The sequence below is a fragment of the Vibrio cidicii genome, from assembly GCF_009665415.1.
In the GTDB taxonomy this organism is placed as follows: domain Bacteria; phylum Pseudomonadota; class Gammaproteobacteria; order Enterobacterales; family Vibrionaceae; genus Vibrio; species Vibrio cidicii.
Genome location: NZ_CP035921.1, coordinates 2,569,446 through 2,595,417, shown reverse-complemented (window position 1 = coordinate 2,595,417; position 25,972 = coordinate 2,569,446). Strand labels below are relative to the sequence as shown.

At 46.4% G+C, this 25,972-nt stretch carries 27 protein-coding genes; 14 read left to right on the top strand and 13 right to left on the bottom strand.

All coding sequences use genetic code 11. The annotated features are described in order from the left end of the window. Positions 1-24: 24 nt before the first annotated feature. The 3 genes from hemH to htpG all read right to left on the bottom strand — a co-directional run bounded on the left by hemH (position 25) and on the right by htpG (position 4,124). On the bottom strand, positions 25-993 hold the full coding sequence (hemH, locus tag EWA64_RS13020) for a ferrochelatase (protein ID WP_061892975.1): 969 nt from the start codon (positions 991-993) through the stop codon (positions 25-27). Between the two features lie 199 nt (positions 994-1,192). Next, positions 1,193-1,837: an adenylate kinase gene (gene adk, locus EWA64_RS13015; protein ID WP_039424758.1), complete on the bottom strand. Its 645-nt coding sequence runs from the start codon at positions 1,835-1,837 to the stop codon at positions 1,193-1,195. Positions 1,838-2,216: 379 nt separating this feature from the next. Then, on the bottom strand, positions 2,217-4,124 hold the full coding sequence (gene htpG / locus EWA64_RS13010) for a molecular chaperone HtpG (RefSeq protein WP_061892976.1): 1,908 nt from the start codon (positions 4,122-4,124) through the stop codon (positions 2,217-2,219). Between the two features lie 255 nt (positions 4,125-4,379). Between htpG and EWA64_RS13005 the strand changes: the two genes are divergently transcribed. Genes EWA64_RS13005 through EWA64_RS12990 form a run of 4 tightly spaced genes read left to right on the top strand, consistent with a single transcriptional unit; the run spans position 4,380 to position 6,847 of the window. Continuing rightward, entirely contained in the window at positions 4,380-5,234 is an 855-nt protein-coding gene (locus tag EWA64_RS13005) for a transcriptional regulator (RefSeq protein WP_061892977.1), read from the top strand. Beyond that, the gene (locus tag EWA64_RS13000; protein ID WP_139045585.1) at positions 5,234-5,764 is read left to right on the top strand and encodes a regulatory protein ToxS; all 531 of its coding nucleotides are present in this window, start codon (positions 5,234-5,236) and stop codon (positions 5,762-5,764) included. The genes EWA64_RS13005 and EWA64_RS13000 overlap by 1 nt, the downstream gene beginning before the upstream one ends. 39 nt (positions 5,765-5,803) lie before the next feature. After that, positions 5,804-6,559, top strand: a complete 756-nt coding sequence (locus tag EWA64_RS12995) for a sulfite exporter TauE/SafE family protein (protein WP_061892979.1) — start codon at positions 5,804-5,806, stop codon at positions 6,557-6,559. Positions 6,560-6,568: 9 nt separating this feature from the next. Further along, on the top strand, positions 6,569-6,847 hold the full coding sequence (locus tag EWA64_RS12990; RefSeq protein ID WP_061892980.1) for an Rdx family protein: 279 nt from the start codon (positions 6,569-6,571) through the stop codon (positions 6,845-6,847). A 28-nt stretch (positions 6,848-6,875) separates the two neighbouring features. Here the strand turns inward: EWA64_RS12990 and yfcE are convergent, their stop codons facing one another. The 5 genes from yfcE to EWA64_RS12965 are packed head-to-tail and all read right to left on the bottom strand — an operon-like array spanning position 6,876 to position 9,735. After that, positions 6,876-7,421 carry a phosphodiesterase gene (yfcE, locus tag EWA64_RS12985; protein ID WP_061892981.1) on the bottom strand — a complete coding sequence of 182 codons (546 nt, stop codon included), beginning with the start codon at positions 7,419-7,421 and terminating at the stop codon, positions 6,876-6,878. Positions 7,422-7,456: 35 nt separating this feature from the next. Then, entirely contained in the window at positions 7,457-7,873 is a 417-nt protein-coding gene (locus EWA64_RS12980) for a CBS domain-containing protein (protein WP_039424738.1), read from the bottom strand. Then, positions 7,870-8,220, bottom strand: coding sequence for a P-II family nitrogen regulator (locus tag EWA64_RS12975; protein WP_039445457.1), 351 nt, complete (start codon positions 8,218-8,220; stop codon positions 7,870-7,872). The genes EWA64_RS12980 and EWA64_RS12975 overlap by 4 nt, the downstream gene beginning before the upstream one ends. Continuing rightward, positions 8,210-9,004: a DUF1538 domain-containing protein gene (locus EWA64_RS12970; protein ID WP_061892982.1), complete on the bottom strand. Its 795-nt coding sequence runs from the start codon at positions 9,002-9,004 to the stop codon at positions 8,210-8,212. Before EWA64_RS12970 ends, EWA64_RS12975 begins: the two co-directional genes overlap by 11 nt. Continuing rightward, positions 9,001-9,735: a DUF1538 domain-containing protein gene (locus EWA64_RS12965; RefSeq protein ID WP_061893028.1), complete on the bottom strand. Its 735-nt coding sequence runs from the start codon at positions 9,733-9,735 to the stop codon at positions 9,001-9,003. Before EWA64_RS12965 ends, EWA64_RS12970 begins: the two co-directional genes overlap by 4 nt. Positions 9,736-9,950: 215 nt before the next feature. Here EWA64_RS12965 and EWA64_RS12960 point away from each other — a divergent pair, with 215 nt between their 5' ends. The 5 genes from EWA64_RS12960 to EWA64_RS12940 all read left to right on the top strand — a co-directional run bounded on the left by EWA64_RS12960 (position 9,951) and on the right by EWA64_RS12940 (position 14,418). Further along, positions 9,951-10,865 (top strand): TIGR01777 family oxidoreductase, encoded by a 915-nt coding sequence (locus tag EWA64_RS12960; RefSeq protein ID WP_061892983.1) that lies wholly within the window; start codon positions 9,951-9,953, stop codon positions 10,863-10,865. Between the two features lie 24 nt (positions 10,866-10,889). Next, positions 10,890-11,717: an SDR family oxidoreductase gene (locus tag EWA64_RS12955; RefSeq protein WP_061892984.1), complete on the top strand. Its 828-nt coding sequence runs from the start codon at positions 10,890-10,892 to the stop codon at positions 11,715-11,717. A 297-nt stretch (positions 11,718-12,014) separates the two neighbouring features. Continuing rightward, positions 12,015-12,869, top strand: coding sequence for a co-chaperone YbbN (locus tag EWA64_RS12950; RefSeq protein WP_061892985.1), 855 nt, complete (start codon positions 12,015-12,017; stop codon positions 12,867-12,869). A gap of 181 nt (positions 12,870-13,050) precedes the next feature. Further along, on the top strand, positions 13,051-13,956 hold the full coding sequence (locus EWA64_RS12945) for an SPFH domain-containing protein (RefSeq protein ID WP_170320308.1): 906 nt from the start codon (positions 13,051-13,053) through the stop codon (positions 13,954-13,956). A 9-nt stretch (positions 13,957-13,965) separates the two neighbouring features. Continuing rightward, positions 13,966-14,418, top strand: coding sequence for an NfeD family protein (locus EWA64_RS12940; protein ID WP_061892987.1), 453 nt, complete (start codon positions 13,966-13,968; stop codon positions 14,416-14,418). A 72-nt stretch (positions 14,419-14,490) separates the two neighbouring features. Here the strand turns inward: EWA64_RS12940 and EWA64_RS12935 are convergent, their stop codons facing one another. The 4 genes from EWA64_RS12935 to zipA form a co-directional block, all read right to left on the bottom strand. Further along, complete coding sequence (locus EWA64_RS12935; protein WP_158118533.1) at positions 14,491-15,063, bottom strand: YccT family protein; 573 nt, start codon at positions 15,061-15,063, stop codon at positions 14,491-14,493. Positions 15,064-15,209: 146 nt separating this feature from the next. Next, the gene (locus EWA64_RS12930; RefSeq protein WP_061892989.1) at positions 15,210-16,211 is read right to left on the bottom strand and encodes a porin; all 1,002 of its coding nucleotides are present in this window, start codon (positions 16,209-16,211) and stop codon (positions 15,210-15,212) included. 487 nt (positions 16,212-16,698) lie between these two features. Beyond that, a complete protein-coding gene (gene ligA / locus EWA64_RS12925; RefSeq protein WP_061892990.1) occupies positions 16,699-18,708 on the bottom strand; it encodes an NAD-dependent DNA ligase LigA in 2,010 nt (669 codons plus the stop codon). 64 nt (positions 18,709-18,772) lie between these two features. Continuing rightward, on the bottom strand, positions 18,773-19,666 hold the full coding sequence (gene zipA, locus EWA64_RS12920) for a cell division protein ZipA (protein ID WP_061892991.1): 894 nt from the start codon (positions 19,664-19,666) through the stop codon (positions 18,773-18,775). Positions 19,667-19,886: 220 nt separating this feature from the next. Here zipA and cysZ point away from each other — a divergent pair, with 220 nt between their 5' ends. The 5 genes from cysZ to crr all read left to right on the top strand — a co-directional run bounded on the left by cysZ (position 19,887) and on the right by crr (position 24,774). After that, on the top strand, positions 19,887-20,624 hold the full coding sequence (gene cysZ, locus EWA64_RS12915) for a sulfate transporter CysZ (RefSeq protein ID WP_061892992.1): 738 nt from the start codon (positions 19,887-19,889) through the stop codon (positions 20,622-20,624). A gap of 155 nt (positions 20,625-20,779) precedes the next feature. Next, the gene (gene cysK, locus EWA64_RS12910) at positions 20,780-21,748 is read left to right on the top strand and encodes a cysteine synthase A (RefSeq protein WP_039424659.1); all 969 of its coding nucleotides are present in this window, start codon (positions 20,780-20,782) and stop codon (positions 21,746-21,748) included. A 277-nt stretch (positions 21,749-22,025) separates the two neighbouring features. Further along, positions 22,026-22,283, top strand: a complete 258-nt coding sequence (locus EWA64_RS12905; protein WP_039424654.1) for an HPr family phosphocarrier protein — start codon at positions 22,026-22,028, stop codon at positions 22,281-22,283. A 137-nt stretch (positions 22,284-22,420) separates the two neighbouring features. Continuing rightward, on the top strand, positions 22,421-24,145 hold the full coding sequence (gene ptsI, locus EWA64_RS12900; protein WP_061892993.1) for a phosphoenolpyruvate-protein phosphotransferase PtsI: 1,725 nt from the start codon (positions 22,421-22,423) through the stop codon (positions 24,143-24,145). Positions 24,146-24,264: 119 nt separating this feature from the next. Next, the gene (gene crr, locus EWA64_RS12895) at positions 24,265-24,774 is read left to right on the top strand and encodes a PTS glucose transporter subunit IIA (protein ID WP_039445433.1); all 510 of its coding nucleotides are present in this window, start codon (positions 24,265-24,267) and stop codon (positions 24,772-24,774) included. Between the two features lie 57 nt (positions 24,775-24,831). Here the strand turns inward: crr and EWA64_RS12890 are convergent, their stop codons facing one another. Then, complete coding sequence (locus tag EWA64_RS12890) at positions 24,832-25,959, bottom strand: flagellin (RefSeq protein ID WP_061892994.1); 1,128 nt, start codon at positions 25,957-25,959, stop codon at positions 24,832-24,834. Positions 25,960-25,972: the final 13 nt, after the last annotated feature.

Below are 25,972 nucleotides of genomic sequence, written 5' to 3'. Positions count from 1 at the left end.
GTGGCCTTATTGTTTTGTCCGCTATCATTGCGAATTGGGTAGATTGAGCAGCTCTACCATCATCTCAATATGTGCCTCTTCCGCATTTAGGCAAGGAATATAGGTAAAGCGCTCACCGCCCGCATGAAGAAAGCTCTCTTTTCCTTGTTCGGAAATCTCTTCTAACGTTTCCAAGCAGTCTACGGAAAAAGCCGGAGTCAAAACATCCAAGGTTTTCACCCCTCTCCCTGGAAGCGCTTCTAAGGTTTTATCCGTATAGGGTTGTAACCACTCCTCTCGACCAAAACGAGATTGATACGTCAAACCTATCTGCTCTTTGGTCAACCCCAACTCCAAACGCAGAAGCTCTGTCGTCATTTCACAGTGTTGCGGGTAAATATCGCCGTTGTCGGCGTAGCGTTTCGGAATGCCGTGATAAGAACAGAGCAAGTAGTCTCCACGACCATTTTCCTGCCAAGATTGACGCACCGACTGAGCGAGGGCTCGGATGTAACTGGGGTGATTATGATAGTCCCGCACAAAATGAATGCTGGGTAGCAGCGCCATTTTAGCGAGTGCTTTACTGAGCGCATCGAAAGCCGCTGCCGTGGTGGTCGCAGAATATTGCGGGTACAGAGGTAACACCGTTATCTGCTCCACTCCTTGTTCCATTAGCCGGCTTATTCCGGTAGATAAGCTAGGGTTGCCATAACTCATACCCAGTTCAACTGGCAACCCCATACGCGCTTGCAAAGCTTGTTTTTGCTGCTGCGAGTAAACCATTAAGGGAGAGCCCTCTTCCATCCAGACCGATTGATACAACTTGGCCACTTTGGGTGAGCGGATGGGCAAAATGATGCCATGGAGAATCGGGCACCACAGCCAACGGCTCATATCAACGACACGTTTATCATGCAAGAATTGACTCAAAAAGCGTTTCACGGCTGGTGCGGTCGCGTGATCTGGAGTTCCAAGGTTAACTAACAGCACTCCGTGTTTTTTTGTGTTGTTCATAGCGTCTCTACAATAATGGCTGAGGAGTTTTATACGGCAATATGAATTCATCGATCAAAGCAAACGCCCTCAAAGTATCATTCTCCCATCTCACGGTTTAAATGGGGTAACTCACTGATGAATCATAATAAAAAAGCGACCCTAAGGCCGCTTTCACTATAACAAACATTTTGCAATTATTGGTAATAGGTACAACCTATTATGCCAATGCCTTCTCGATATCAGCGCTCACTTCAGCAACTTGCTTCGTTCCGTCAAACTTGAGGTACTTGGTGTTGCCCGCTTCCGCTTCTTTACCGTAGTAAGCAATCAGCGGTGCTGTTTGCGAATGGTATACGCCTAGGCGTGCGCGGACCGTTTCTTCTTTGTCGTCATCACGGACCACAAGATCTTCACCTGTGATGTCGTCTTTGCCTTCCACTTTTGGTGGGTTGTAAACCACGTGGTAGGTGCGGCCAGAAGGTAGGTGTGCACGACGACCTGCCATACGTTCCACGATCACTTCATCCGCAACATCAAATTCGATCACGTAATCAACCGCGATACCCATCTCTTTTAGGCCATCAGCCTGAGGAATTGTGCGTGGGAAACCATCTAGCAAAAAGCCTTTTGCACAATCTTCCGCAGCAATGCGCTCTTTAATCAGGCCTAGAATGATTTCATCAGAAACTAGTTGACCAGCGTCGATCACAGCTTTTGCTTGTTTACCAAGCTCAGTACCTGCTTTGATAGCGGCACGTAGCATGTCACCAGTAGAGATTTGTGGAATACCATACTTCTCCATGATGAATTGAGCCTGCGTGCCTTTACCTGCACCTGGAGCACCTAGAAGAATGATGCGCATGTTGAATCCTCTTTCGATTATGATGATTTATACCGAAGCTCACTATGTCAGTGACGTGGTCGACGAGCGAAGCAATAGAGAATAAAAACGAGTCTAGCTTGACTCGTTGAAATCCCTAACCAGTCCGACGCCACAAGCTCACGGTAAGTTTCGGTATAATTGCTTTTATAGTTAACAACAAAACAGGCGTGCACCTTACACGCCTGTTTGTTTCGTTTCAAGTCTGCATTCTACCACACAATATTGTTCTCAAGCGCGAATTAAGACTAAAGAATGCTCAAGCACTCACACTTCACGCTATCGATCAACAAACTGTTGCAAAATGAATGCAAATGCGCGCAAAAAGAGCATAAGTAGCGACTTTTCGCGGCAAACGTTATTAGCCCTTAGTCAAAAGCGTGTTGATCGCCCCCAAGAATTGGCTTGGATCTTCCATCGAGCCACGCTCAGCAAGCATTGCCTGCCCCAGCAGTACTTCAACCCAGCGACCAAATGCCTCTTCATCCGCTTCATCGGCCATGCGCTGTACTAGGGCATGATTTGGGTTCAGTTCAAAGATGTACTTCACTTCAGGCACCGCTTGACCGGCAGCAGCGAGTAACTTCGCCATTTGCGTACCCATTTCGTAGTCGTCGGTAACAACAACCGCCGGCGTGTTGGCTAACTTGAAGGTCGTACGTACCTCTTTGACGCGCTCACCCAGGTAGTTTTTAGTTCGCTCAATCACCGACTTGAACTCTTCTTCCGTCTCTTTCTGCTTTTCCTTCTCTTGCTCGTCTTCGAACTTGCTGAGATCAAGACCCGCTTTGGTGATTGATTGGAACTGCTTGCCATCAAACTCGGTTAGATAGTTCATTAACCACTCATCGATGCGATCAAACATCAGAATAACTTCAATACCTTTGGCTTTAAACTGCTCCAAGTGTGGGCTGTTCTTCGCCGCCGCGTAGCTATCCGCCGTCAGGTAGTAAATCTTGTCTTGACCTTCTTTCATACGGGCAACGTAAGATTCAAGCGAGACGCTTTGCTCAGCAGAGTCAACTTCGGTCGAAGCAAAACGCAATAGCGCGGCAATTTTCTCTTTATTGGCAAAGTCTTCTGCTGGGCCTTCTTTCATCACCAAGCCAAACTCTTTCCAAAAACGCTGATACTTATCAGCATCATTTTTCGCCATACGCTCTAGCATAGTGAGCACTCGCTTGGTACAAGCGTTGCGCAGTGATTGGGTGACTTTGTTGTCTTGCAAGATTTCGCGCGACACGTTGAGCGGCAGATCATTTGAATCAATCAAGCCACGCACAAAGCGTAGGTACGACGGCATAAACTGCTCAGCGTCATCCATGATAAACACTCGCTGAACATACAATTTCAAACCGGACTTGTGGTCACGGTTCATCATATCCCAAGGCGCTTTAGCAGGAATATAGAGCAAGCTGGTGTAATCGTTTTTGCCTTCGACGCGGTTGTGGCTCCAAAGCATCGGATCGGCATAATCGTGAGAAACGTGTTTGTAAAACTCTTGGTACTCTTCATCCGTGATGTCGGCTTTGTTACGCGTCCAAAGCGCTTGTGCCTTGTTGATCTGCTCCCATTGAACTTGGTCAGTTTCATTTCCCTCTTCATCGCGAACCTTGCTTTGAATCGAAACCGGGATGCCGATATGGTCGGAATATTTGCTCACCACATCACGCAGACGCCACTCACTCAAAAATTCTTTGCCCTCTTCGCGCATGTGCAGAACTATGTCCGTACCGCGCGATTCTTTGTGAATATCTTCAATTGTATACTCACCTTCTCCCGCGGAGTGCCACATTACCGCTTGATCAGCAGGCAAACCAGCAGCACGGGTACGCACCGTCACCGCGTCAGCGACGATAAATGCTGAGTAGAAACCCACACCAAACTGACCGATGAGTTGAGAGTCTTTCGATTGTTCTTGAGAAAGCTTTGAAAAGAATTCGGCCGTTCCTGATTTCGCAATGGTTCCGAGGTGAGAGATCACCTCCTCACGGCTCATACCAATCCCGTTATCAGAGATCGTGAGTGTGTTGTTTTCCGCATTAAAAGAGAGCTTCACCCCAAGATCCGCGTCACCTTGATAAAGCTCAGGCGCTGAAAGTGCCTGAAAACGTAATTTATCCGCTGCATCTGACGCGTTTGAGATTAACTCGCGTAAAAAGATCTCTTTGTTGGAATACAGTGAGTGGATCATTAGATGAAGAAGCTGTTTTACTTCTGACTGAAAGCCACGAGTTTCTTTGTTGTTTGCTACGTTTGTCTCGCTCATTTTCACTCCAATGTAACTTTAAGCAGTATTAACGACTAAATAGGTTGATTGTACATCTTGGATGTTCTGCTACTTAACATGTGGCTGACAAATGTAAATTCAAGGTCAATTGTGGGGAAAACGCTGTTTTTTTGCATGAATTTAATTATCCTATCCGCATACATACGGAAACATTAGTATTTTTAATGTAACCATTAGCGCCCCAAATAAGCATAAGTTATTGAAAAATAAAAAACATAACATAAGAAGAATGTCATGAGTCATATCGGCACTAAGTTTGTTATCGCACAACGGTTCGTTTTTGATCCGAACAGCAATACACTACTTGATCAAGATTTCAGCAACGAAATCGTACGACTGGGCAGCAATGAGAGTCGTATTCTGCTGATGTTGGCAGAGAGACCAAATGAAGTTATAAGTCGTAACGAATTGCATGAGTTTGTCTGGCGTGAACAGGGGTTCGAAGTGGACGACTCCAGTTTGACCCAAGCTATCTCTACGTTGCGTAAAATGCTCAAAGATTCCACCAAGTCCCCTGAATTTGTGAAAACGGTGCCAAAGCGCGGATATCAACTTATCTGTTCGGTAGAGAGAATTAACCCTTTGTTATCAGACAAGCCGAGTAGTAGTGAAGATGCACCCGTAGCAAAGGTTTCCAACATCGACGTTGCTGAATTTACGCCCGACGACAATGAGCACGCTTTACTCGAAACCGAAACACATCATCCCAAAGAGCCAAGAACTGCGCCCAAAACACGTTGGTATATTATCGCTATGTGGGTATTATCCGTCTTGCTGCCGATAAGTGTCATTCTGTTTACCAATCCAGCAGAATCTCGGTTCCGAGTATTGGCGAACATCGGTACTATTCAAGTGCTAACCCCTATCAACCATCCGCCGTTGCAGGCTTGGCTACCGTCTATTGAACAATGCGTACATAAATATTCACAAGTTCACTCTGGTGAATCAACCCCCGTCAAAGTCATTGCGACGGGTGGACAAAACAATCAGCTAACCCTGAACTACATTCACAATCTCAACCATTCTGGCGAGAACATTACGTTGAGAATTGTGGCCGATCAGAATGATTTAGGCTCCATTTGTAAATGATGAGGACACGCATGAAAATAAAAATCGCCTCTTTACTTTTGGTGGCATCCTCTCTCTTTAGTGCTTGGCTTTACTGGGGAAGCGATCTGAAGGTTGAGCAAATTCTCGCCGCCAATGAGTGGCAGTCAAATATGGTCACGGTGATCAATGATGAACTCAACCCTGATGGTAGCGTGGGCCCTTTGCGCAAAGTGACCGTGACGTCGAATGTCAAGTATTTACCAAATGGCAATTACATCCGTGTTGCAATGCTCAAGCTGTTTTCACATGAATCTTCCCAAGAAGTCACGATTAGTATTTCCGAATCGGGCCAATGGGATGTCAGTGATAACTATCTCTTGGTTACACCAAAAGAGTTTAAAGATATTTCCTCTTCGAAAAGCCAAGATTTCTCTGAAGCACAGCTGAAAGTGATCACCAAAGTGTTCAAAATGGATGCACAGCAAAGCCGTCGTATTGACATCGTCAACGAAAAAACGCTGCTATTAACGAGCCTAAATCACGGCTCAACCGTACTGTTCTCGAACTAATCAACCAAGGGAGGTCACACTCCCTTTTTAGTGAATTCAATGGATTGGATTAACACTGCTTTGCTGTTTTTGGGTTCACTGCTGGCCAACACCCTCGCCTCTATATCTGGAGGCGGTGCTGGCTTACTGCAGTTCCCTCTTCTTATTTTTATGGGGCTTCCTTTTTCGGTTGCTCTCGCGACCCATAAACTGGCTAGCGTTGCACTCGGATTGGGTGCTGCCCTCACTCACTTTCGTTCAGGTTCACTTAATGGCAAGGTTATTGTGTATCTGGTTTTGACAGGCAGTATTGGCATAGTCACGGGCGCGAATTTAGTGATACTTATCCCGGAGAAAATCGCTCAGACACTGCTTGGTTTGATGATACTGGCGTTAGGTATCTACTCGCGTTTTAAAAAACAGCTCGGCCAGAGTGAACACCCCAATCATAGAGATAGTTATGGATGGACGATTGGCGGCATAGTGATGGCTTTGATTGGCGTCATTAACGGATCGTTAACTGCTGGGTCAGGGCTTTTGGTGACGATCTTTTTGGTGCGCTGGTTTGGGTACAGCTATAAACAAGCCGTCGCATTGACAATGATTTGCGTCGGTCTATTCTGGAACGGCATCGGTGGATTGGCCGTGGTAAAAGCTGGTGCTCCCGTTCACTGGTCTTGGTTGCCCGTGCTGCTATTGAGTTCCTTCCTCGGGGGTGGTTTGGGCGCTTGGATAAGCCAACGAGTTAGCAATAACTTAGTAAAAATTGCCTTTGAAGTGCTCACGTTCGCCGTTGGTTTAAAATTGTTGTTTTAAAGGAAAAGTATGACAAAAGCGAAAATTGACATCTATTACTGCCGTCAGTGCAATTGGATGCTCCGCTCCGCCTGGTTGGCACAAGAACTGCTGCACACCTTCAGTGAAGAAATTGAGACAGTTAGCCTTCACCCAGATACAGGTGGCCGGTTTGAAATTTTCTGTAATGACCTATCCATTTGGGAACGCAAAGCCGATGGTGGCTTTCCTGAGGCCAAAGTGCTGAAACAAAAAGTTCGAGACAGAATTGATCCAGAGAGAGATTTGGGCCACTCAGACGGAAACTAAAGGCAGCCAAGCTGCCTTTTTCACTCTCTCACATCGTGGTTGCAAGCAGGGTTTCACCGCTCAGAGCAATCACTGACCAAGTGCCCGAGTCATACACCCCATAACTGGCCGGTTTGCCCTCTCTTGGGAAAGTCACCGAGCCGGGATTAAAGATAAGATTCCCGTCTTCCGATTGTGCTACGGGAATATGCGTGTGGCCATGCACCAACACATCTCCGGCGCGCAACACTGGTTTTTGTTTGGCATGGTATTTATGACCGTGGGTGAGGAAGATCTTACGCCCGGGTTCAAGCAAAACCCAGGCGTAATCCATCATCATCGGAAACGACAGCAACATTTGATCGACTTCGCTATCGCAATTTCCACGCACGGCAATAATCTTATCGGCGTAGTCATTGAGCAGTCGCGCCACTTCTGGCGGATTGTAGGCGCGCGGAATCGGATTTCTCGGCCCATGATTTAATAGATCGCCTAACAAGATCAAATGCTCGGCACCGGAGTTTTCAAAGCATGTCAACATCGCTTTGGTGGCCTCAAGACAGCCATGCAGATCAGAAGCAAAAAACAGTTTCACAACATTTCCCCTTATTTCATCAGGGTATTGTACGTTTAAGATTCTTGTTCGTCATCCCGAGCCATGCCATTCATGACGATGTTGTTATAACTGACCATGCCAATCAGTTTGCCATTTTCAATCACAGGGGCACGGCTGATACCAAAACGTTCAAACAAACGCGCGCAGTATTTGACGTTCATATCTGGCGAGACGCACAACGCGGGTTTGGTCATGATCTCATAGATATTGGTTCGATGCGGCGAGCGATTTTTTGCCAACACTTTTTTCGCAATGTCGTTCATCAAAACAATCCCATACTCATCATCTTGGTGGCGTTTGTCGACCACTAACGCTTTCACCTGATGTTTCCTGGCTAGTGTGATGCCTTCATGCACTGTGGTCAGGCCGTCGACCATCACATACATGTTCGCCATTACATCCCGCACTTGAATTCTGTCATGACTGTTCATAGTTCGTCCTCTACCACTTTGGTTAACTTGGCAACTTGGTGGGCAACACCCACCGCATCCTCAATGTCAATTTGGATGGCGATGCCCTGCCCCGACTCCACATCAAACTCACCGACGTCACTAATGGTTTCGAGAATATGGCGAGACAGGTGCTCTTCCACCACAAAAAGTAACACGTCCTTTTGTACTTCTAACGTCAAGCCAAAGAAGGTCCGTTTTTGGTTTAACCCTTGACCACGCGCATTATTAATTACAGTCGCACCAGTCGCGCCCGCCTCACGCGCAGCATCCAACACAATATCTGTTTTGCTGTCTTCAACAAACGCCAGAATCAGTTTAAAGCGCATTTTTATTCTCCTTTGATACTTGCCGACGATTCAGCCACTGGGTGATTTGCGCGTACCCCATCACCGAGATAATGGGAAATAAGCTGGCAAAAGCAATCAGGCCAAAACCGTCGATGAGCGGATTGCGACCGGGAACGGTGGAAGCAAGCCCAAGCCCCAATGCGGTCACCAGCGGAACCGTAACGGTCGAGGTCGTCACCCCTCCAGAATCATAAGCGAGAGGAATAATCAGCCGCGGAGCAAAGTAAGTTTGAATAACGACCACAATGTAGCCGACAATGATGTAATAATGAATGGGATCGCCAACAACAATACGGTAGCTGCCAAGCGCAATGCCCACCGCAACCCCAAGCGCCACGGCCACTCTCAAGCCAGTGACACCGATACTGCCACCAGAGACTTGATTCGCTTTGATTGCCACAGCAATCAACGAAGGCTCCGCCACCGTAGTACTAAAACCAATAAAAAAGGCGAACAGATAAACCCAGTAGTAGTCGATCCATTCCAGTTGGCTGCCTAAGCTAATACGCACTTGAGTCAAAAAGTGCGGCGCGGTGAGCTGGCTTGCCATGGTTTCTCCCAGAGGAAAAAGTGCCAGCTCAAGCCCCATAAGAAATAGTGCTAAGCCCAAGATAACGTAGATAAAACCGAGTAACACTTTCAGCGGATTTTGGATCGGTTTGCGCAACACAGCAAACTGAAAGCCAAACAAAATGGCCGCAATGGGTATTACATCGACCACCGTACTGAGCAAAGTATCCAAAAAATGGCTCAACCCCATCATGTCATCACCATGCCGTAAACCATGACAAAAATCATCGGCAGGAGAGAGGCGAAAGCAATCAAGCCGAACCCGTCTAACATCGGGTTACGCCCTTTAATCGCCGAAGCTAACCCCACTCCGAGCGCCGTTACGAGTGGCACGGTAATGGTTGAAGTGGTCACGCCGCCAGAGTCATAGGCAATCCCAACGATGTTTTCTGGCGCGAAGCCAGTAAGAATCACCACAATGACGTAACCACCGATAATCATATAGTGCATCGGCCAGCCCTTAAGAATGCGGAGCACGCCCAACACAATCGCCACTCCCACCGATAAGGCCACAGTAATCCTCAACCCATTGGCATACCGATCCATGGCATCCTGACCTTCCTCTATTACTCCTCCTTCCGCTGCAACTTGAGCGGCTTCGTCCGCCACAGCAGTCAATGCCGGCTCTGCGATAGTTGTGCCAAACCCCAAACAAAAAGAGAAGACGAACAGCCAAAACAGGCTGCCTTTACGTGCAAATGCCTGTGCCATAGACTCGCCGATGGGAAAGAGCCCCATTTCTAAGCCGAAAATAAAGAAAGTTAAACCGAAGATAACCAACACCAAGCCAGAAACGATGGCCATCAAGTTTGGTAACGGTTGCTGCAATACCACCAATTGAAAAAAGACAATCACCACAACAATTGGCAATAGATCTCGGGCACTGGCGGCAAAGGCTCGCAAAAGAGCAAGCGTGGCAGACATCATGCAATCTTCCCTTTAACATGGTGGTTGCTTGTAATAATTGCAGATAATTTCGCTTGGTGATGTGACTTGACCTTCGAGCGCTGTCACATCTTGTTACCTTTTATTAAAACTGTGATTGAGCTCTGACCGAAAATGAAATGAATCAATGACCTGTCTTGGGGTTGGCTGCGTATTTTACTCTGCCATATACTAACAACAGCATGGAGGGGCACATGAAGATACTATTGACTGGTGGAACGGGTTTTATAGGCTGTGAACTACTCAAGATATTGAGTGAGCATCAAATCGTATTGTTGAGCAGAGACACGAATGCCGCTAAGCTGCGGCTCAATTTTGCTGACCGAGGTAACATCACTTATTTGTCTCATTTAGATGAGCTGCACGATCTGAACGACGTTGATGCCGTGATTAACCTTGCGGGGGAACCAATCGCAGATAAACGCTGGAGCAAGTCACAAAAGCAGATCATTTGTCAAAGCCGTTGGCAACTGACCGAAAAATTGGTGGCACTTATTCATGCCAGCACTAAACCGCCCGCCGTGTTCATCAGTGGCTCAGCCGTGGGCTATTATGGCGACCAACAAGCTCATCCTTTCGATGAGAGTTTGCACGTGCATAGCCAAAGTTTCACCCATACTGTGTGTGAACGTTGGGAACAGATTGCTAAGCGAGCCCAATCGGAACACACTCGCGTTTGTCTATTACGCACGGGTGTGGTGCTTGGCTTAGGCGGCGGTGCGCTGGCTAAAATGCTGCTACCATACCGTCTGGGTTTAGGTGGCCCGATTGGCAATGGCCAGCAATACCTGCCATGGATTCATCTGCAAGACATGGTCCGAGCGATTGCCTATTTACTTGAGACCCCTCATGCGCAGGGCGCATATAACCTCAGCGCACCTCATCCGGTGACCAACAAGGTTTTCAGCCAAACTCTCGCCAGAACGTTAGGTCGCCCCCATCTGCTGATGACACCGAAATGGGCAATCAAGCTCCTGATGGGAGAATCCGCCTGTCTGCTACTCGATAGTAGCCGCGCTAAACCGAAAAAACTGACGGAACTTGGATTTACCTTCCATTATTCACGCGTTGAACTGGCGCTAAAATGTCTAGTGCATAGCGAAAACTAGCTAAGACAAAAACAAGGAAACGAAATGACCAAATCGGTATTAATCACTGGCTGCTCCAGTGGTATTGGCTATGTTTGTGCGCACGCCCTGCAAGCACAGGGCTTTAAGGTGATAGCCTCCTGCCGAAAAGAAGAGGATGTCATCAGGCTACGCCAAGAAGGTTTGACCTGTATTCAGTTGGATCTTGCTGATAGCCAAAGCATTACCCGTGGAGTAGAGCAAACCTTAGCGCTCACTAATGGAGAGTTGTACGGGCTATTTAACAACGGTGCCTATGGACAACCCGGCGCGCTGGAAGATCTCCCCACCGACGCACTGCGTGAACAATTTGAGAGTAATTTTTTTGGCTGGCATCAACTGGTACGAGAGGTATTGCCAGTTATGAGACAGCAAAATGAGGGGCGAATCATTCAAAACAGCTCCGTGCTCGGCTTTGCCGCAATGAAATACCGCGGAGCCTATAACGCATCTAAGTTTGCTATTGAAGGTTGGACAGATACCTTACGCCTAGAGCTATACGGCAGCAATATCCACATTGCTCTACTTGAACCCGGCCCGATCGAGACTCGCTTTCGACAAAATGCACTCGCCGCTTTTATGAAATGGATTGATATTGAGAACAGCCCGCATAAAGAACACTATCTTGCCCAGCGTAGTCGCCTAGAAAATGAGACCTCTAGCAACCGTTTTGTTTTACCAGCACAATCCTGCGTTGCTCCAGTGCTGCACGCACTCACCAGCTCAAAACCAAAAATTCGCTACCGAGTCACCACACCAACCATTCTGTTTGCATATCTTAAACGGCTTTTCCCTGCTCGCTGGATGGATGAAATTTTGAGACGCGCCGCATAACCAATGCAAAATCTGTAATTTTTCCGTAACAATGTGGTGATATCTTGTTCAACGTGACAAAACCAAAGTCAACTTTCACCTAATCTACGCACATAAGACATGTTTCAATATGACACTAAATCAACTTAACTGGTTGAGTGTAGGTGTGGTGCTGACAATATTTCTTCTTATTTAGGCACTTTCGCTTGCCACGACACTAAACGCTGCTTTACGCAGCGTTTTGTTTTTACGCTTGAAAATACGCACCAACTCCCCCATATCTTGCAGAGCCGTTATACATTCAACAAGGATCCTGACATGCACTCCCCTTTTATTGTTGATATCAACGAACAAAATTTTCGTGAAATCCTAGAGCGCTCGGCACAAACGCCGATTTTGATTCATTTCTGGGCGAATGCGTATCCAGAGAGTACCGAGATACTGCCCGCTCTGCGCCAGTTGGCTCAGCAATATCAAGGGGCTTTTACCTTAGCGCTGCTGGACTGCCAAGCACAGGGGCCGATTGCTGCTCAATTCGGTGTGCAGGTATTACCCACTATCGCTCTGTTTATTAATGGCCAAGCGGTCGATGGCCTTGGCGGTGCTCAATCTATTGAGGCGATTCAGGCAATGCTTGACAAGCATCTTCCCTCCGCAGAGGAGCTCGCACTGCAGCAAGCCATCGAACAGATGCAAAACGGTTTGTATCCACAAGCGCTAAATACTTTGCGTGCATTACCAGTGGAACTACAACAACGTGGTGACGTTAAACTTGCCATGGCAGACTGCCTGCTGGAAGCGAATCAGGCAGAAGCAGCCGAACAACTGCTGTCATCCATTCCGCTTGAATACCAAGACAACTATTTCAAAGGTTTACAAGCAAAATTAGAGTTGCAAAAGCAAGCTGCTAACAGCCCTGAAATTCAAAAGCTCGAACTTGACTATCAAAATGATCCAACAAACCACACTCTTGCCTGTGAGCTAGCAGTGCAATACCAACACGTAGGACGTGAGGAAGAGGCGTTGGAGATACTATGGTACCTATTAAAAACCAACCTCAATCTTGGTGATGGCGAGGTGAAGAAGACATTTATGGACATCCTCTCAGCACTTGGACAAGGCAATGCGATAGCCAGCCGCTATCGTCGCCAGCTTTACTCGATCCTCTACTAAATTAGCCTCTACTTATTTAAGTTAAATCAATAATTTACAGCCGGACTTTACCGGCTTTTATTTTGTCTGAAACGGGGTAAAGCTCGCATTTATTACGTTGTTTTTGTTTACAAAATAAGCAAAAATAAACCAATTGCATAAGTTATTTATCACCAAGGACTTTCTCATGCCTATTGACTCTATGATCACCATAGCTGTACTCGTTTTCGTTGTTATTATTTTCATTGCTGCCGGCGTTAAAACGGTCCCACAAGGGAACAACTGGACAGTGGAACGTTTTGGTCGCTACACACAATCCCTCAAGCCAGGACTCAACTTAATCATTCCATTTATTGATTCGATCGGTCATAAAATCAATATGATGGAGAGAGTGCTCGATATTCCTGCTCAAGAAGTCATCTCAAAAGACAACGCGAACGTCACCATTGATGCTGTCTGCTTTGTGCAGGTTATAGATGCGGCTCGCGCAGCCTATGAAGTCAACGATCTTGAACACGCAATCCGCAACTTAACTCTAACCAACATGCGTACCGTCCTTGGCTCTATGGAGCTCGATGAAATGCTTAGTCAACGTGACATGATCAACACTAAGCTGCTCTCGATCGTAGACCAAGCAACCAACCCTTGGGGAATCAAAGTCACTCGTATTGAAATCAAGGATGTGCAACCGCCAGCCGACCTAACGGCAGCGATGAACGCGCAAATGAAAGCTGAACGGAATAAACGTGCCGAAGTTCTGGAAGCAGAAGGGGTTCGCCAAGCACAAATTCTACGCGCTGAAGGTCAAAAGCAGTCGGAAATTTTAAAAGCCGAAGGGGAAAAACAAGCCGCCATTTTACAGGCAGAAGCGCGCGAGCGTGCAGCCGAAGCGGAAGCTAAAGCGACAACCATGGTTTCAGAAGCAATCGCCAAAGGCGACATGCAAGCCGTGAACTACTTTATTGCCCAAGGCTATACGGAAGCCCTTAAAGCCATTGGTCAAGCCGAGAATGGCAAGATCATTATGCTGCCACTTGAAGCAACCGGTTTAATGGGGTCAGTCGCTGGTATTGCTGAAATGTTTAAACACAGCAAAGACAACCACTAAGGAGGTCCCTTGGTCGAATTACTCGAAGGCATGAATCACTGGCATTGGCTGGCTCTCGGGCTGGCCTTATTGGCCGTCGAATTACTCGGTACAGCAGGTTATTTTCTCTGGTTCGGTATTTCTGCGCTCGCCGTTGGTCTGCTTCTTTCGTTGATGTCATTTGCTTGGCCAGTGCAATGGAGCGCCTTCGCCGCCTTTTCTCTGGTAACAACTTGGATTTGGTGGCGACGCCAGTTAAAACATGATAAGCAAAGCGACGCCTCCCGCGATCTAAACCAAAAGCAGAAACAACTCGTTGGCCAAGAATTGATTCTCGAAGAAGATATTCAGGTAGGAATGAACCGCATTCGGATTGCCGATACAACTTGGTCAGCGAAATCGACAACAAATATGCCATCCGGAAGTAAAGCTAAAATTGTCGCGATGGAAGGGATTATTCTCGTACTTGAAAAAACTGAATAGTCTAAAGGCTGGGGAAGCAAGTCATACTCCCCCAGCCTGTTTCTATAACCATCACATCCGTCTAACAGGCGATTACTGCGCGACCGCCCAGGAAAGAAACTGTTTTCTCTCCTCTTCCGTCAAAGCAAGGTACTGAGCTTTAACCATTTTTAAGCTGTTAGACTTTGCACCCACAGACGTTGCTTTTTCAGTTGAGTCCATCTGTTTTTCAGAAAACTGGCTTTCAATCGATGCTTTACCAATTGGGATATTGCGTTGCGCGTTGAAACGAGCGATCTCTTTTTCATAATCACGAGTTATGCCCGGGCCTCGTGGCAACAATTCTTGCTCGACTTGAACATGAGAAGAAGAGCTCAAAGTAAAATAAGGCTGTTTGTTAAAATGGTCTGCATCTACCGTCGTTGCAATATCGCCTTGTGGGGATAGTTGGATTTTCTGATCTTTGCCATTAAATGTAATGATAACGGGATCAGAATTAAACTTTTCAAATTCGCCGTTTGCCTGACGCACCAACTTAGACGCACGTAGCACAAATTGATTGAGGCCATCTTCTAATTGCAGTTCACTTTTACTAAATAGGCGTAAACCTATTTCTTCCCCGTTCACTGCCAGCAACTCAACGTCTTTAGATAAATTCACTTGCACGGCAGCAAGCGTGGCACCAGAACAGAGTGTGCTCACTAGCAACAAGGCCGAAGTTCGAAAATTCATGTTAATTCTCCAAAAAAATCGAGCACCGATAACGGTGCTCGAAAACAGTACTATATTGCTAACAAGAACTCATCCACTTCTTAGAAGTAGTATTCTGCACCGATAAGTAGGTTGTTATCGAAGCTGTCAGCATTGTTCATCTTGTAGTTACGTAGATCCATGAATAGGTAAGTGCTTGGCAGCAAGTAACCTAGACGGGCCGTAACAGCAAGGTCTGCGGTATCTTTGTCTGTTTTGCCTTTTGTTTCAGAATCGGTTGTACCAGCTAGACCCAGCTTGTAAACCCAAGAATTATTAACATACTGCGCAGTCGCAGAGTAAGCTAATTGCTCAGCATCGGTTAGCTCGTTGTTCATGAGTTTAACAGCACCGGTTAATGTTAAGGCATCAAAGCCTGCGGTTGCACCGATAATTGCGTAGTTGATATCGCCTTTTTTCACGCCTTTATCATCAGTATACTCACCTTGAGTGTAGTAACCGCCGTGAATATTAACTGGGCCCGCTTGGTAAGAAGCACCAATACTCACAACAAGTGCATCGGTGGTTTTTTCCATGCCACTTAAAGTAACTTGGTAGTTGAAGCCACCGAAAGTTTCTGAGTCAAAACGGATTACATGGTCTGCACGATCTTGATAACCAGCGCCGATATCGTTATTCCAGTCAAATACGTTACCCAAACCAGGGTTTGAGTGTGGCCAGTCTACGTAGTTGTACGCGGCAACAAGTTGACGACCGTACTTAATTGAACCAGCACCATCAAAGGCAAGACCAAGATAAGTATCACGAGCACCTAGTTGACCAGATTTAGCAGAGTTATCAGCGTTACCACCTTCGATTTGCCAAACAAAATTTGGACCAAAGTCTTCAAATTCGACCACACCTTTGAAACCAACACGCGACTCAATCACTGCAGAGACAGAATTATCGCCTTGATCAGGGTTAGTAATGTGAACGAAACCGGCTGCTTGGCCGTAAACCTGTAATGCCTTTCCGTTTAATTCAACAGCGGCATTTGCAGAACCAGAGATTGCAGCTGCTGCAACGGCTGCGCCTAGAAGAGTACGTTTAAACATTTTGTCCATGGAAAACTCCTAAAAATGGATATAGCTGTATTATTTTTCTCACCTTTAGTTGGCCGCCGAAGGGGAGAAATCATTTCCTGTGAAAACCGCATTATTGCTAATTTTGGTTTTTGTTTTTCCTGCATACACCGTGTGTATCCATATCCATAGACTAACTTCGCGGCGTAAAACATCCAATCAGAACTTATTTTTTTTCTAAAAAAATATGAGCAACCCCAAATTTCTCTGCTCTAGATTGATCAAGATCTAATTTTCACCTGACAGAGAAAAGCTCAGAAAAAACCTTTAAAAACAATATAATAAAACAAACACATTGAAGTGCGTCGCATTTTTTGGAGTGAGAAACAAAATGAAATCAAGTGGTGAGGTTGCTCACAGCAGAATCTGCAAGGGTTGTTCTCCTATTGTGGACGGGATTATTTTTGATAAAAAAATAACCCTCTAAAGTTTCCTTTAGAGGGTTTTAGATTTCTCTGAATTTTGTTCTTTATAGCAGAGCGAGGAGATCTTGTTCGCTTCTTATCTCAATCCCAAGCTCTTGCGCTTTTACCAGTTTAGATCCCGCCGCTTCCCCGGCAAACAGTATGTCTGTTTTTTTGGAAACACTTCCTGTCACTTTGGCACCTAGAGATTCAAGTGCCGCTTTAGCTTCATCACGGTTAAGTTGAGTCAGCGTTCCGGTTAAAACCACTATTTTCCCAGCCAAAGGCTGCTGTGTTTGAACATTCGGCTCGACAATGTCAGGCCAATGTATCCCCTGAGCAAGCAGATCTTGCACCACCGCTTGGTTCTTTTCTTCCGAGAAAAATGCCGTAATATGGCTCGCAACGACCTCGCCAATATCTTGCACCTCAACCAGCTCGTCATGGGTCGCAACTTGCAACTTGTCCAGCGTTTTAAAATGTCGAGCAAGGTTCGCAGCCGTCGCCTCTCCGACTTCTCGGATACCGAGTGAGTAGAGAAAGCGTGGTAACGTGGTGTGCTTCGCTTTATTCAGAGCGTTCACCACATTTTGTGCCGATTTAGGTCCCATACGATCTAACACCGTCAGTACCCCCGCCGACAAACGGAAGAGATCGGCTGGCGTCTCGACCATTTCTCTGTCGACCAGTTGTTCAATCACTTTTTCGCCTAACCCATCCACATCCAGAGCCTTACGGGAGACAAAATGTTTCAGCGCTTCTTTGCGCTGTGCCTGACAGACTAGCCCCCCCGTACATCGGGCGACAGCCTCCCCTTCAACTCTCTCAACATGAGAACGGCAGACTGGGCAATTATTAGGAAACTCTATTGGCTGTTCACTGCCCGTGCGGCGATCACGAACGACAGAAACAACCTGCGGGATAACGTCACCAGCGCGGCGAATCACCACACTATCACCAATCATCACACCAAGACGTGCTATCTCATCGGCATTGTGCAAGGTGGCGTTACTCACCGTAACGCCGCCGACAAAAATAGGCTCTAGCTTGGCAACGGGTGTAATAGCGCCTGTACGACCAACCTGAAACTCTACATCATTTAAGATAGTGATCTCTTCTTGCGCGGGAAACTTGTAGGCAATCGCCCAACGCGGTGCACGCGCCACAAACCCGAGTTGTTCTTGAACGGCGATATCGTCGATTTTGATCACCACACCGTCTATCTCGTAAGGCAGTGGGTCGCGATGAGCAAGAATATCAGCATAGTAAGCGCGCACTTCATCAAGCCCTGACACCTTTTGCGTCTGAGGACACATTGGCAGCCCCCACTCTTTAAGTTGCAAAAAGCGTTGGTAATGACTAGAAGAGAGTTCTGTCCCCTCAACTAAACCAACACTGTAGGCATAAAATGCCAACGGACGTGATGCGGTGATGCGAGAATCCAGTTGACGCAAACTGCCCGCTGCTGCATTGCGCGGGTTAACGAACACCTTCTCGCCTTTTTTACGCGCTTTTTCGTTGAGCTGCTCAAAACCGGCTTTCGGCATAAACACCTCACCGCGAACTTCAAGGCGAACCGGCCAGCCTTGACCATTCAGTTTTAATGGCACAGATGAGATGGTACGAACATTTTCAGTGATGTTCTCCCCTGTTGTTCCGTCCCCGCGAGTCGCAGCCTGAACTAAGATGCCATTTTCATAGAGTAAACTCACCGCTAAACCGTCCAGTTTCGGCTCGCAGCAAAACACTTCAATTGACGACCCCGCTAATCTGTCCTGCGCGCGTTTGTGGAAAGCGGCCAGCTCTTCATCACTAAACGCGTTGTCTAGAGACAACATGGGGATTTCATGTGTAACTTGAGCAAAGCTCTCAAGCGGCATACCACCGACTCGGCGGCTTGGTGAATCTAGGGTCACTAAATCGGGATGAGCAGTTTCAATGTCAATCAACTCGCGCATCATTCGGTCATATTCTGCGTCGGGAATTTCCGGATTATCTTCGACATAATAGCGAAATGCATGGTAATGGAGCTGTTGTTTGAGTTCTTCTAGTCTATTCAATATCGATTCAGACATCTTCCAGTCCTTAAGCACTATAAAAAAGGGCTCCCTTGGGAGCCCTGACGGTTAACCAGGAAGCTTAAGACTTTGTGCTCTTAAACTCAACAATTTGGCGTCTGTATGCGGCCAATCTGTCAGGAGTAATCAGGTTGCGACGGTCGTCAAGCACATTCCCTCCCAAGTCATCCGCAATCTGCTGGGCAGTTTTAAGCATTAACTTGAAATTCTGCTCCGCATCGCCATAGCAAGGCAGCGTCATGAAAAAGGAGATACCTTTAGTGGTAAACGTCGCCGGATCATCGTGTTTTAACGTGCCAGGGTGCATCATATTGGCAACACTAAAGAGCACTTTACCGTTCCCAGACAAATCTGCATGGCGATGGAAAATGTCCATTTCGCCGTAAATCAGCCCGTTTTGCTGCATGCTGTCAAACAGTCGAGTACCAACAAATGGATCCTCTCCTGCACAATGAACATTTAAAACGATCACTTCCATCTCAGGTTCAGCTTCTGTCTGAGCTTCACTTTCAAGGATGTTGTTCTGTTTGAGCTCAACTTGTTCTGATGGCAAAACCAACTCATCTTCAACAGGTTCAGTGGTTTCCGATGCAGAAAAACTTGGCGTAATCTCAATATCATCGTTTCTGACAGCTTGGGCAGGCTCGGCGAATCTTCTATCTTGATTGTCTAAATCGTCAATCAATGGGTCGCCAATTAAAGGATCTGTTGAGAAAGGCATGTTTTCTTCAAACGCAGGCTCTTTACGCTCTTTGCGAATGATTTCAAAATCATCTTCAGGCGCAACGCTAAGTGTATTTTCCTGCGTTTCGTTTTCACTCAAATCCAGTTTACTCAGTGGCTTATCACCGAACTTGGCTTTTCCCTCTTTTTTGCTTGTCCATAATCCATGAAACAGCAACGCTGCAATTGCCAGAGCACCGACAACAATGAGTACGAATCGCAATTCCTGCATTTTTTACTCTCATATTCCCCAAGACACACCAGTGACAAAACTTCGAAAGGTCTCTGCGGGTCAGTTAAAACATCATTATCGTGTTACTTTACCAAAGATAACAAGAGAGTTAGAACAAATTAATGTCATAAGTTCCGTAATTGGTGTGATTTCTTCCACGCTTTTTTTCTCTCGCCAGATGAGTACAATAAACGCTCTATTTCTTTTGCAGAACAACGAGATGAATACTGAGTACAATCAACGCAGTGGGTTTGGCTACTTTTTCTACGGCCTCGAGCTGGCCTTTGCTCCACGTATCCGACGCTTCATTATTTTGCCGCTGCTAGCGAATCTGCTGCTGGTCGGCGGTGCACTTTACTATCTCTTCTCACACCTAAATGGTTGGATTGACAATTGGGTTGGTCAACTGCCCGAGTTTTTGTCTTGGCTAAGTTACGTATTGTGGCCTTTATTAGCGCTTACCATCATTGCAACGTTTTCCTATTTCTTTAGCACCTTAGCGAATTTTATCGCCGCACCATTTAACGGCTTGTTGGCCGAAAAGGTGGAAGAGGCGCTCACCGGTCAGAAGGTCAATGATGAGGGTATAGCGGCGGTGCTCAAAGACGTTCCTCGAGTGCTCGCCCGTGAATGGCGTAAGCTTGTTTATGTTCTGCCGAAAGTGATTGGTTTATTTATCCTGCTGCTGATCCCTGCACTCGGGCAAACGCTCGGCCCCGTGCTGTGGTTTATCTTCACGGCTTGGATGCTTGCCATTCAATATTGTGACTATCCGTTTGATAATCACAAGGTGCCTTTTAACGACATGAGAAACACTTTGAAACAAAATCAAGCCAAAGCCTACACCTTTGGTGCAGTGGTTTCGATATTCACTTCTATCCCGATTTTGAACCTCTTCGTCATGCCAATTGCTGTATGCGGCGCAACGGCCATGTGGGTGAATGAGTTTAAGCGTTGATCTTGTGCCAGATGAGTGAGTTTGTCTCGTCTGGCAATATTTCGTTCCAACAGCGCCCGCCCTCATAAGATATAACTTTTTAATCCTTTTCCGTTGTTTATAACCAGCATATTCTTTTGCCATATTCACTAAACGTGTAATGAAGGAACATCACCATGAGCAAGATCTACGAAGACAACTCCCTGACCATCGGCAATACTCCTCTCGTTCGTTTGAACAAAGTCAGTAAAGGCAAAGTGTTAGCCAAGATTGAATCGCGCAACCCAAGTTTCAGCGTTAAATGCCGAATCGGTGCAAATATGATTTGGGAAGCCGAAAAGGCAGGAACGCTTAAACCTGGTGTAGAGCTCGTAGAGCCAACCAGCGGAAATACCGGTGTTGCGTTGGCATTCGTCGCCGCTGCTCGTGGCTACAAATTAACCCTGACCATGCCAGAATCAATGAGCCTTGAGCGTCGTAAACTTCTCAAAGCGCTAGGAGCAAACCTCGAACTGACTGAAGCAGCGAAAGGCATGAAAGGGGCAATCGCCAAAGCTGAAGAGATCGTAGCAAGCAACCCAGAAAAGTATCTGCTACTCCAACAATTTAATAACCCAGCTAACCCACAAATCCACGAAAAAACGACAGGCCCTGAAATTTGGGAAGCCACTGATGGTCAAGTCGATGTATTCGTTGCTGGTGTGGGCACTGGTGGTACGTTAACGGGTACTAGCCGTTACATCAAAGGCGAGAAAGGCAAAGCCATCATCTCTGTTGCCGTTGAACCAGCGGAATCTCCTGTCATTAGCCAAGCGCTTGCGGGTGAGGAAATCAAACCAGCTCCACACAAAATTCAAGGTATCGGCGCAGGTTTCATTCCTGGCAACCTAGATTTAGAGATGATTGACCGCGTCGAAACCGTTACATCAGACGAAGCGATTGAGATGGCTCGTCGTCTGATGGAAGAGGAAGGCATTTTGGCGGGTATTTCGTCAGGCGCAGCTGTGGTTGCGGCAAACCGCCTTGCTGAACTACCTGAATTTGAAGGAAAAACCATTGTAACTGTGCTACCAAGTTCAGGTGAGCGCTATTTGAGCACGGCACTTTTTGCAGGGATTTTCACCGAGAAAGAGAACCAGCAGTAATACGAATCCAAATCAATTTTTCGTTTAAAAAAGCCCCATTCAGGGGCTTTTTTGTTGATCCCTGCCTCACCTTTGGTAATATCGGGATGTTTTATTTTAAGCTTCAAAATAATTTATAACAACGATGTAACCTCTTAGGTTACGAGTTGCAAAAAATTTTGACTCGCGTCAGCTTCAACATGCTTACCGTTGCCCGTCGCTAGCGGGTATCGAATAAAGCAGTTAAGCTTAAAACTTGTCACAATCAACAAAAATACAATCAATTGGGGTATATCACATGTACGAGAAGCAAGTAGAAATCACAGCAGAAAACGGTCTTCACACTCGTCCAGCTGCACAGTTCGTAAAAGAAGCAAAAGCTTTCGATGCGGATATCACTGTGACTTCTAACGGCAAAAGCGCAAGCGCCAAAAGTCTGTTCAAGCTGCAAACTCTTGGCCTTGTGAAAGGCACTGTAGTTACAATTTCTGCTGAAGGCCCACAGGCTAAACAAGCAGTTGACCACCTAGTTGCTCTTATGGATCAACTTCACTAATCCTATTTTCTTCCACAAAGCCATTTAGCCAGCTAAATGGCTTTGTTTGAAGATAAAACCCGATTAGTCGGCTACAGTTTTCGTTAGCGATTTAGTCACACATTCCCGTTTACGTTTGACCAACTTAAGGTAAGGCTATGATTTCAGGCATCCTGGCATCTCCTGGTATTGCAATTGGTAAAGCACTACTACTTCAAGAAGATGAAATTGTCCTAAACACTAACACTATCACCGCAGAGCAAGTAGACGCTGAAGTTAAGCGTTTCTACGATGCCCGTTCTAAATCTTCTGCTCAGCTAGAAACCATCAAGCAGAAAGCGTTGGAAACGTTTGGTGAAGAGAAGGAAGCGATCTTCGAAGGTCACATCATGCTTCTTGAAGATGAAGAGCTAGAAGAAGAGATCCTAGCGCTCATCAAAAATGACAAGATGACGGCGGATAACGCAATTCACACCGTTATCGAAGAACAGGCAATGGCGCTTGAGTCTCTTGATGATGAGTACCTGAAAGAACGTGCCACGGATATCCGCGATATCGGTTCTCGTTTCGTTAAAAACGCCCTAGGCATCAACATTGTGTCACTGAGTGACATCAATGAAGAAGTTATTCTGGTGGCTTACGACCTAACACCGTCTGAAACGGCGCAAATCAACCTAAACTACGTGTTGGGTTTTGCTTGTGATATTGGCGGTCGTACCTCACACACATCCATCATGGCTCGCTCTCTTGAACTGCCTGCGATCGTTGGCACCAACAACATCACTACGCAAGTTAAAAATGGCGACATGCTGATTCTCGATGCAATGAACAACAAGATCATTGTTAATCCAACTGACGCCGAGCTTGAAGAAGCCAAAGCGGTCAAAGCGGCGTTCTTGGCTGAGAAAGAAGAGCTGGCGAAACTGAAAGATCTGCATGCTGAAACTCTAGACGGCCATCGTGTAGAAGTATGCGGCAATATCGGTACAGTGAAAGACTGTGATGGCATCCTGCGCAACGGCGGTGAAGGTGTTGGTCTGTATCGTACCGAGTTCCTATTCATGGACCGCGACGCTCTGCCTACTGAAGAAGAACAGTACCAAGCATACAAAGAAGTAGCGGAAGCGATGGACGGTCAAGCGGTGATTATCCGTACTATGGATATCGGCGGCGACAAAGATCTGCCATATATGGATCTACCAAAAGAGATGAACCCGTTCCTTGGCTGGCGCGCAGTGCGTATCAGCTTGGATCGTCGTGAAATTCTACGTGACCAGCTACGTGGTATTCTGCGTGCATCAGCACACGGTAAACTGCGTATCATGTTCCCAATGATCATCTCTGTTGAAGAAATTCGCGCGCTGAAAGAAGCGATCGAAGAGTACAAAGCAGAACTGCGTGCTGAAGGTTTGGCTTTTGACGAAAACATCGAAATCGGTGTTATGGTTGAGACACCAGCAGCAGCAGCGATTGCACACCACTTAGCCAAAGAAGTGTCATTCTTCTCAATCGGTACCAACGATCTGACCCAGTATACACTCGCGGTTGACCGTGGTAATGAGATGATTTCTCATCTTTACAACCCACTTTCACCAGCAGTACTGACTGTTATCAAACAAGTTATTGATGCATCTCATGCTGAAGGCAAATGGACCGGCATGTGTGGCGAATTAGCGGGTGATGAACGCGCAACTCTACTACTATTAGGTATGGGGCTAGATGAGTTCTCTATGAGCGGTATCTCAATTCCAAAAGTGAAGAAAGTAATCCGCAACGCAAATTTTGCAGCAGTAAAAGCAATGGCCGAAGAAGCACTTGCCTTGCCAACCGCTGCAGAAATTGAAGCGTGTGTAGAAAAATTCATCGCAGTGCACGCGAAGTAATCTGCAGCCAAAATTCGAGTTTATAGAGTACGTTAGGCGACTAAAAAAAGTCGTCTAACAACTCGGATTGGTATACTATAATTCGACAGAATAAAACTAAACCTTAGGAGCATGACACAATGGGTCTGTTTGATAAACTTAAGAAGCTTGTATCTGATGACAGCGCTGATGCTGGCGCAATCGAGATCATCGCACCTTTGTCTGGTGAAATCGTAAACATTGAAGATGTGCCAGATGTTGTTTTTGCTGAGAAAATCGTAGGCGATGGTATCGCTATCAAACCAGCAGGCAACAAGATGGTTGCTCCTGTAAACGGTACTATCGGTAAGATCTTCGAAACAAACCACGCATTCTCAATCGAGTCTGACGAGGGTGTTGAGCTTTTCGTTCACTTCGGTATCGATACCGTTGAGCTGAAAGGTGAAGGCTTCAAGCGTATCGCAGAAGAAGGTCAAACGGTAAAAGCAGGCGACACTGTGATTGAGTTCGATCTTGCGCTTCTTGAAGAGAAAGCAAAGTCAACCCTAACTCCTGTTGTTATCTCTAACATGGATGAAATCAAAGAGTTGAACAAACTTTCTGGTTCTGTGGTTGTCGGTGAAACGCCAGTTCTACGCGTAACTAAGTAATTATTTTTTACTTAGAACTGAACACAAAAAAACGCTGCAAATTGCAGCGTTTTTTGTTTAAGCCAGTAATCCTATCGCGCCGCTTGGTGATTGCTTGGCCTGAGCCAATAAAGCGGAGGTAGCTTGCTGACGGAACTGAGATTTTACTAAAGCAGTTGATTCTCTAGCAAAGTCGACGTCCTCTATTCTTCCTTTTGATGCAGTGACATTGCGATGAATATTTTGCAAGTTGTCCATTGTTCCCGATACTCGGTTCTGAAAACCACCGATTTCACTCCGATGAGAATCAACGTATTTAATTGCACTATCTAACACAGCGACTGCCAGTTGAGCGTTACCCACAGTACTAATATCAAGATCATCTAAGGTAACCTTGGCATGCTCCTCAATATCGACTTCACTATTAAAACTGCCGCTTATCTCTACTCCATCTGGCGCGTCACGATTTGAGACATAAAACTGCAACCTGCCATCTTGGGTTACCGATGAGTTCACGACATCTTGGCGTGCGTTGATATAAGTCGCAACTTCTTCAAGATTATCTCCAGGTTTTAAGGAAAGCTGTATCTTCTGCTCCTCACCACCCGCATCCTGATAAGTAAAATTGAGTTGCCGAGAATCTTTTGCGACCTGCCAATCAGGGGAAAGACTCACATCTGCCAGATAGTGACGCCCACCCATTTCAGGTGTCTGGGTACGCATATTATTTAATGTCAGTGAGATGGAGTTTGCATTCGCGCCAAGATGAAAACTTTTAGAACCAAATTTGCCGTTAAACAATTCAGCACCGGCAAAGGTGGTGGTTCTAGCGATTCTATCCAGTTCATCTTTTAGCATCACCGTTTCCTGCTGCATACTCTGACGATCATCGTCAGTATTCGAGCCGTTAGCGGATTGCAAAGAGAGCGATCGTAACCTCTGCAGTATCGTACTGCTTTCCTGCAACGCCCCTTCAGCGGTTTGGGCCACTGAGTAGGCGTTATTTGCATTGGTCAGCGCCATGTCCAAACCTCGCAGTTGTACGTGTAAGGTATTGGCGATTTGCATGCCTGCCGCATCATCACTTGCACTATTGATTCTTGATCCGGAACTCAGATTTTTTTGGGTTTCAGCCACCTCGCCTGCCGCGTTGCCCAGATACCGCTGGGCGACCATCGCAGACACGTTGGTATTTATTGAAACCATTTATGCGATATTC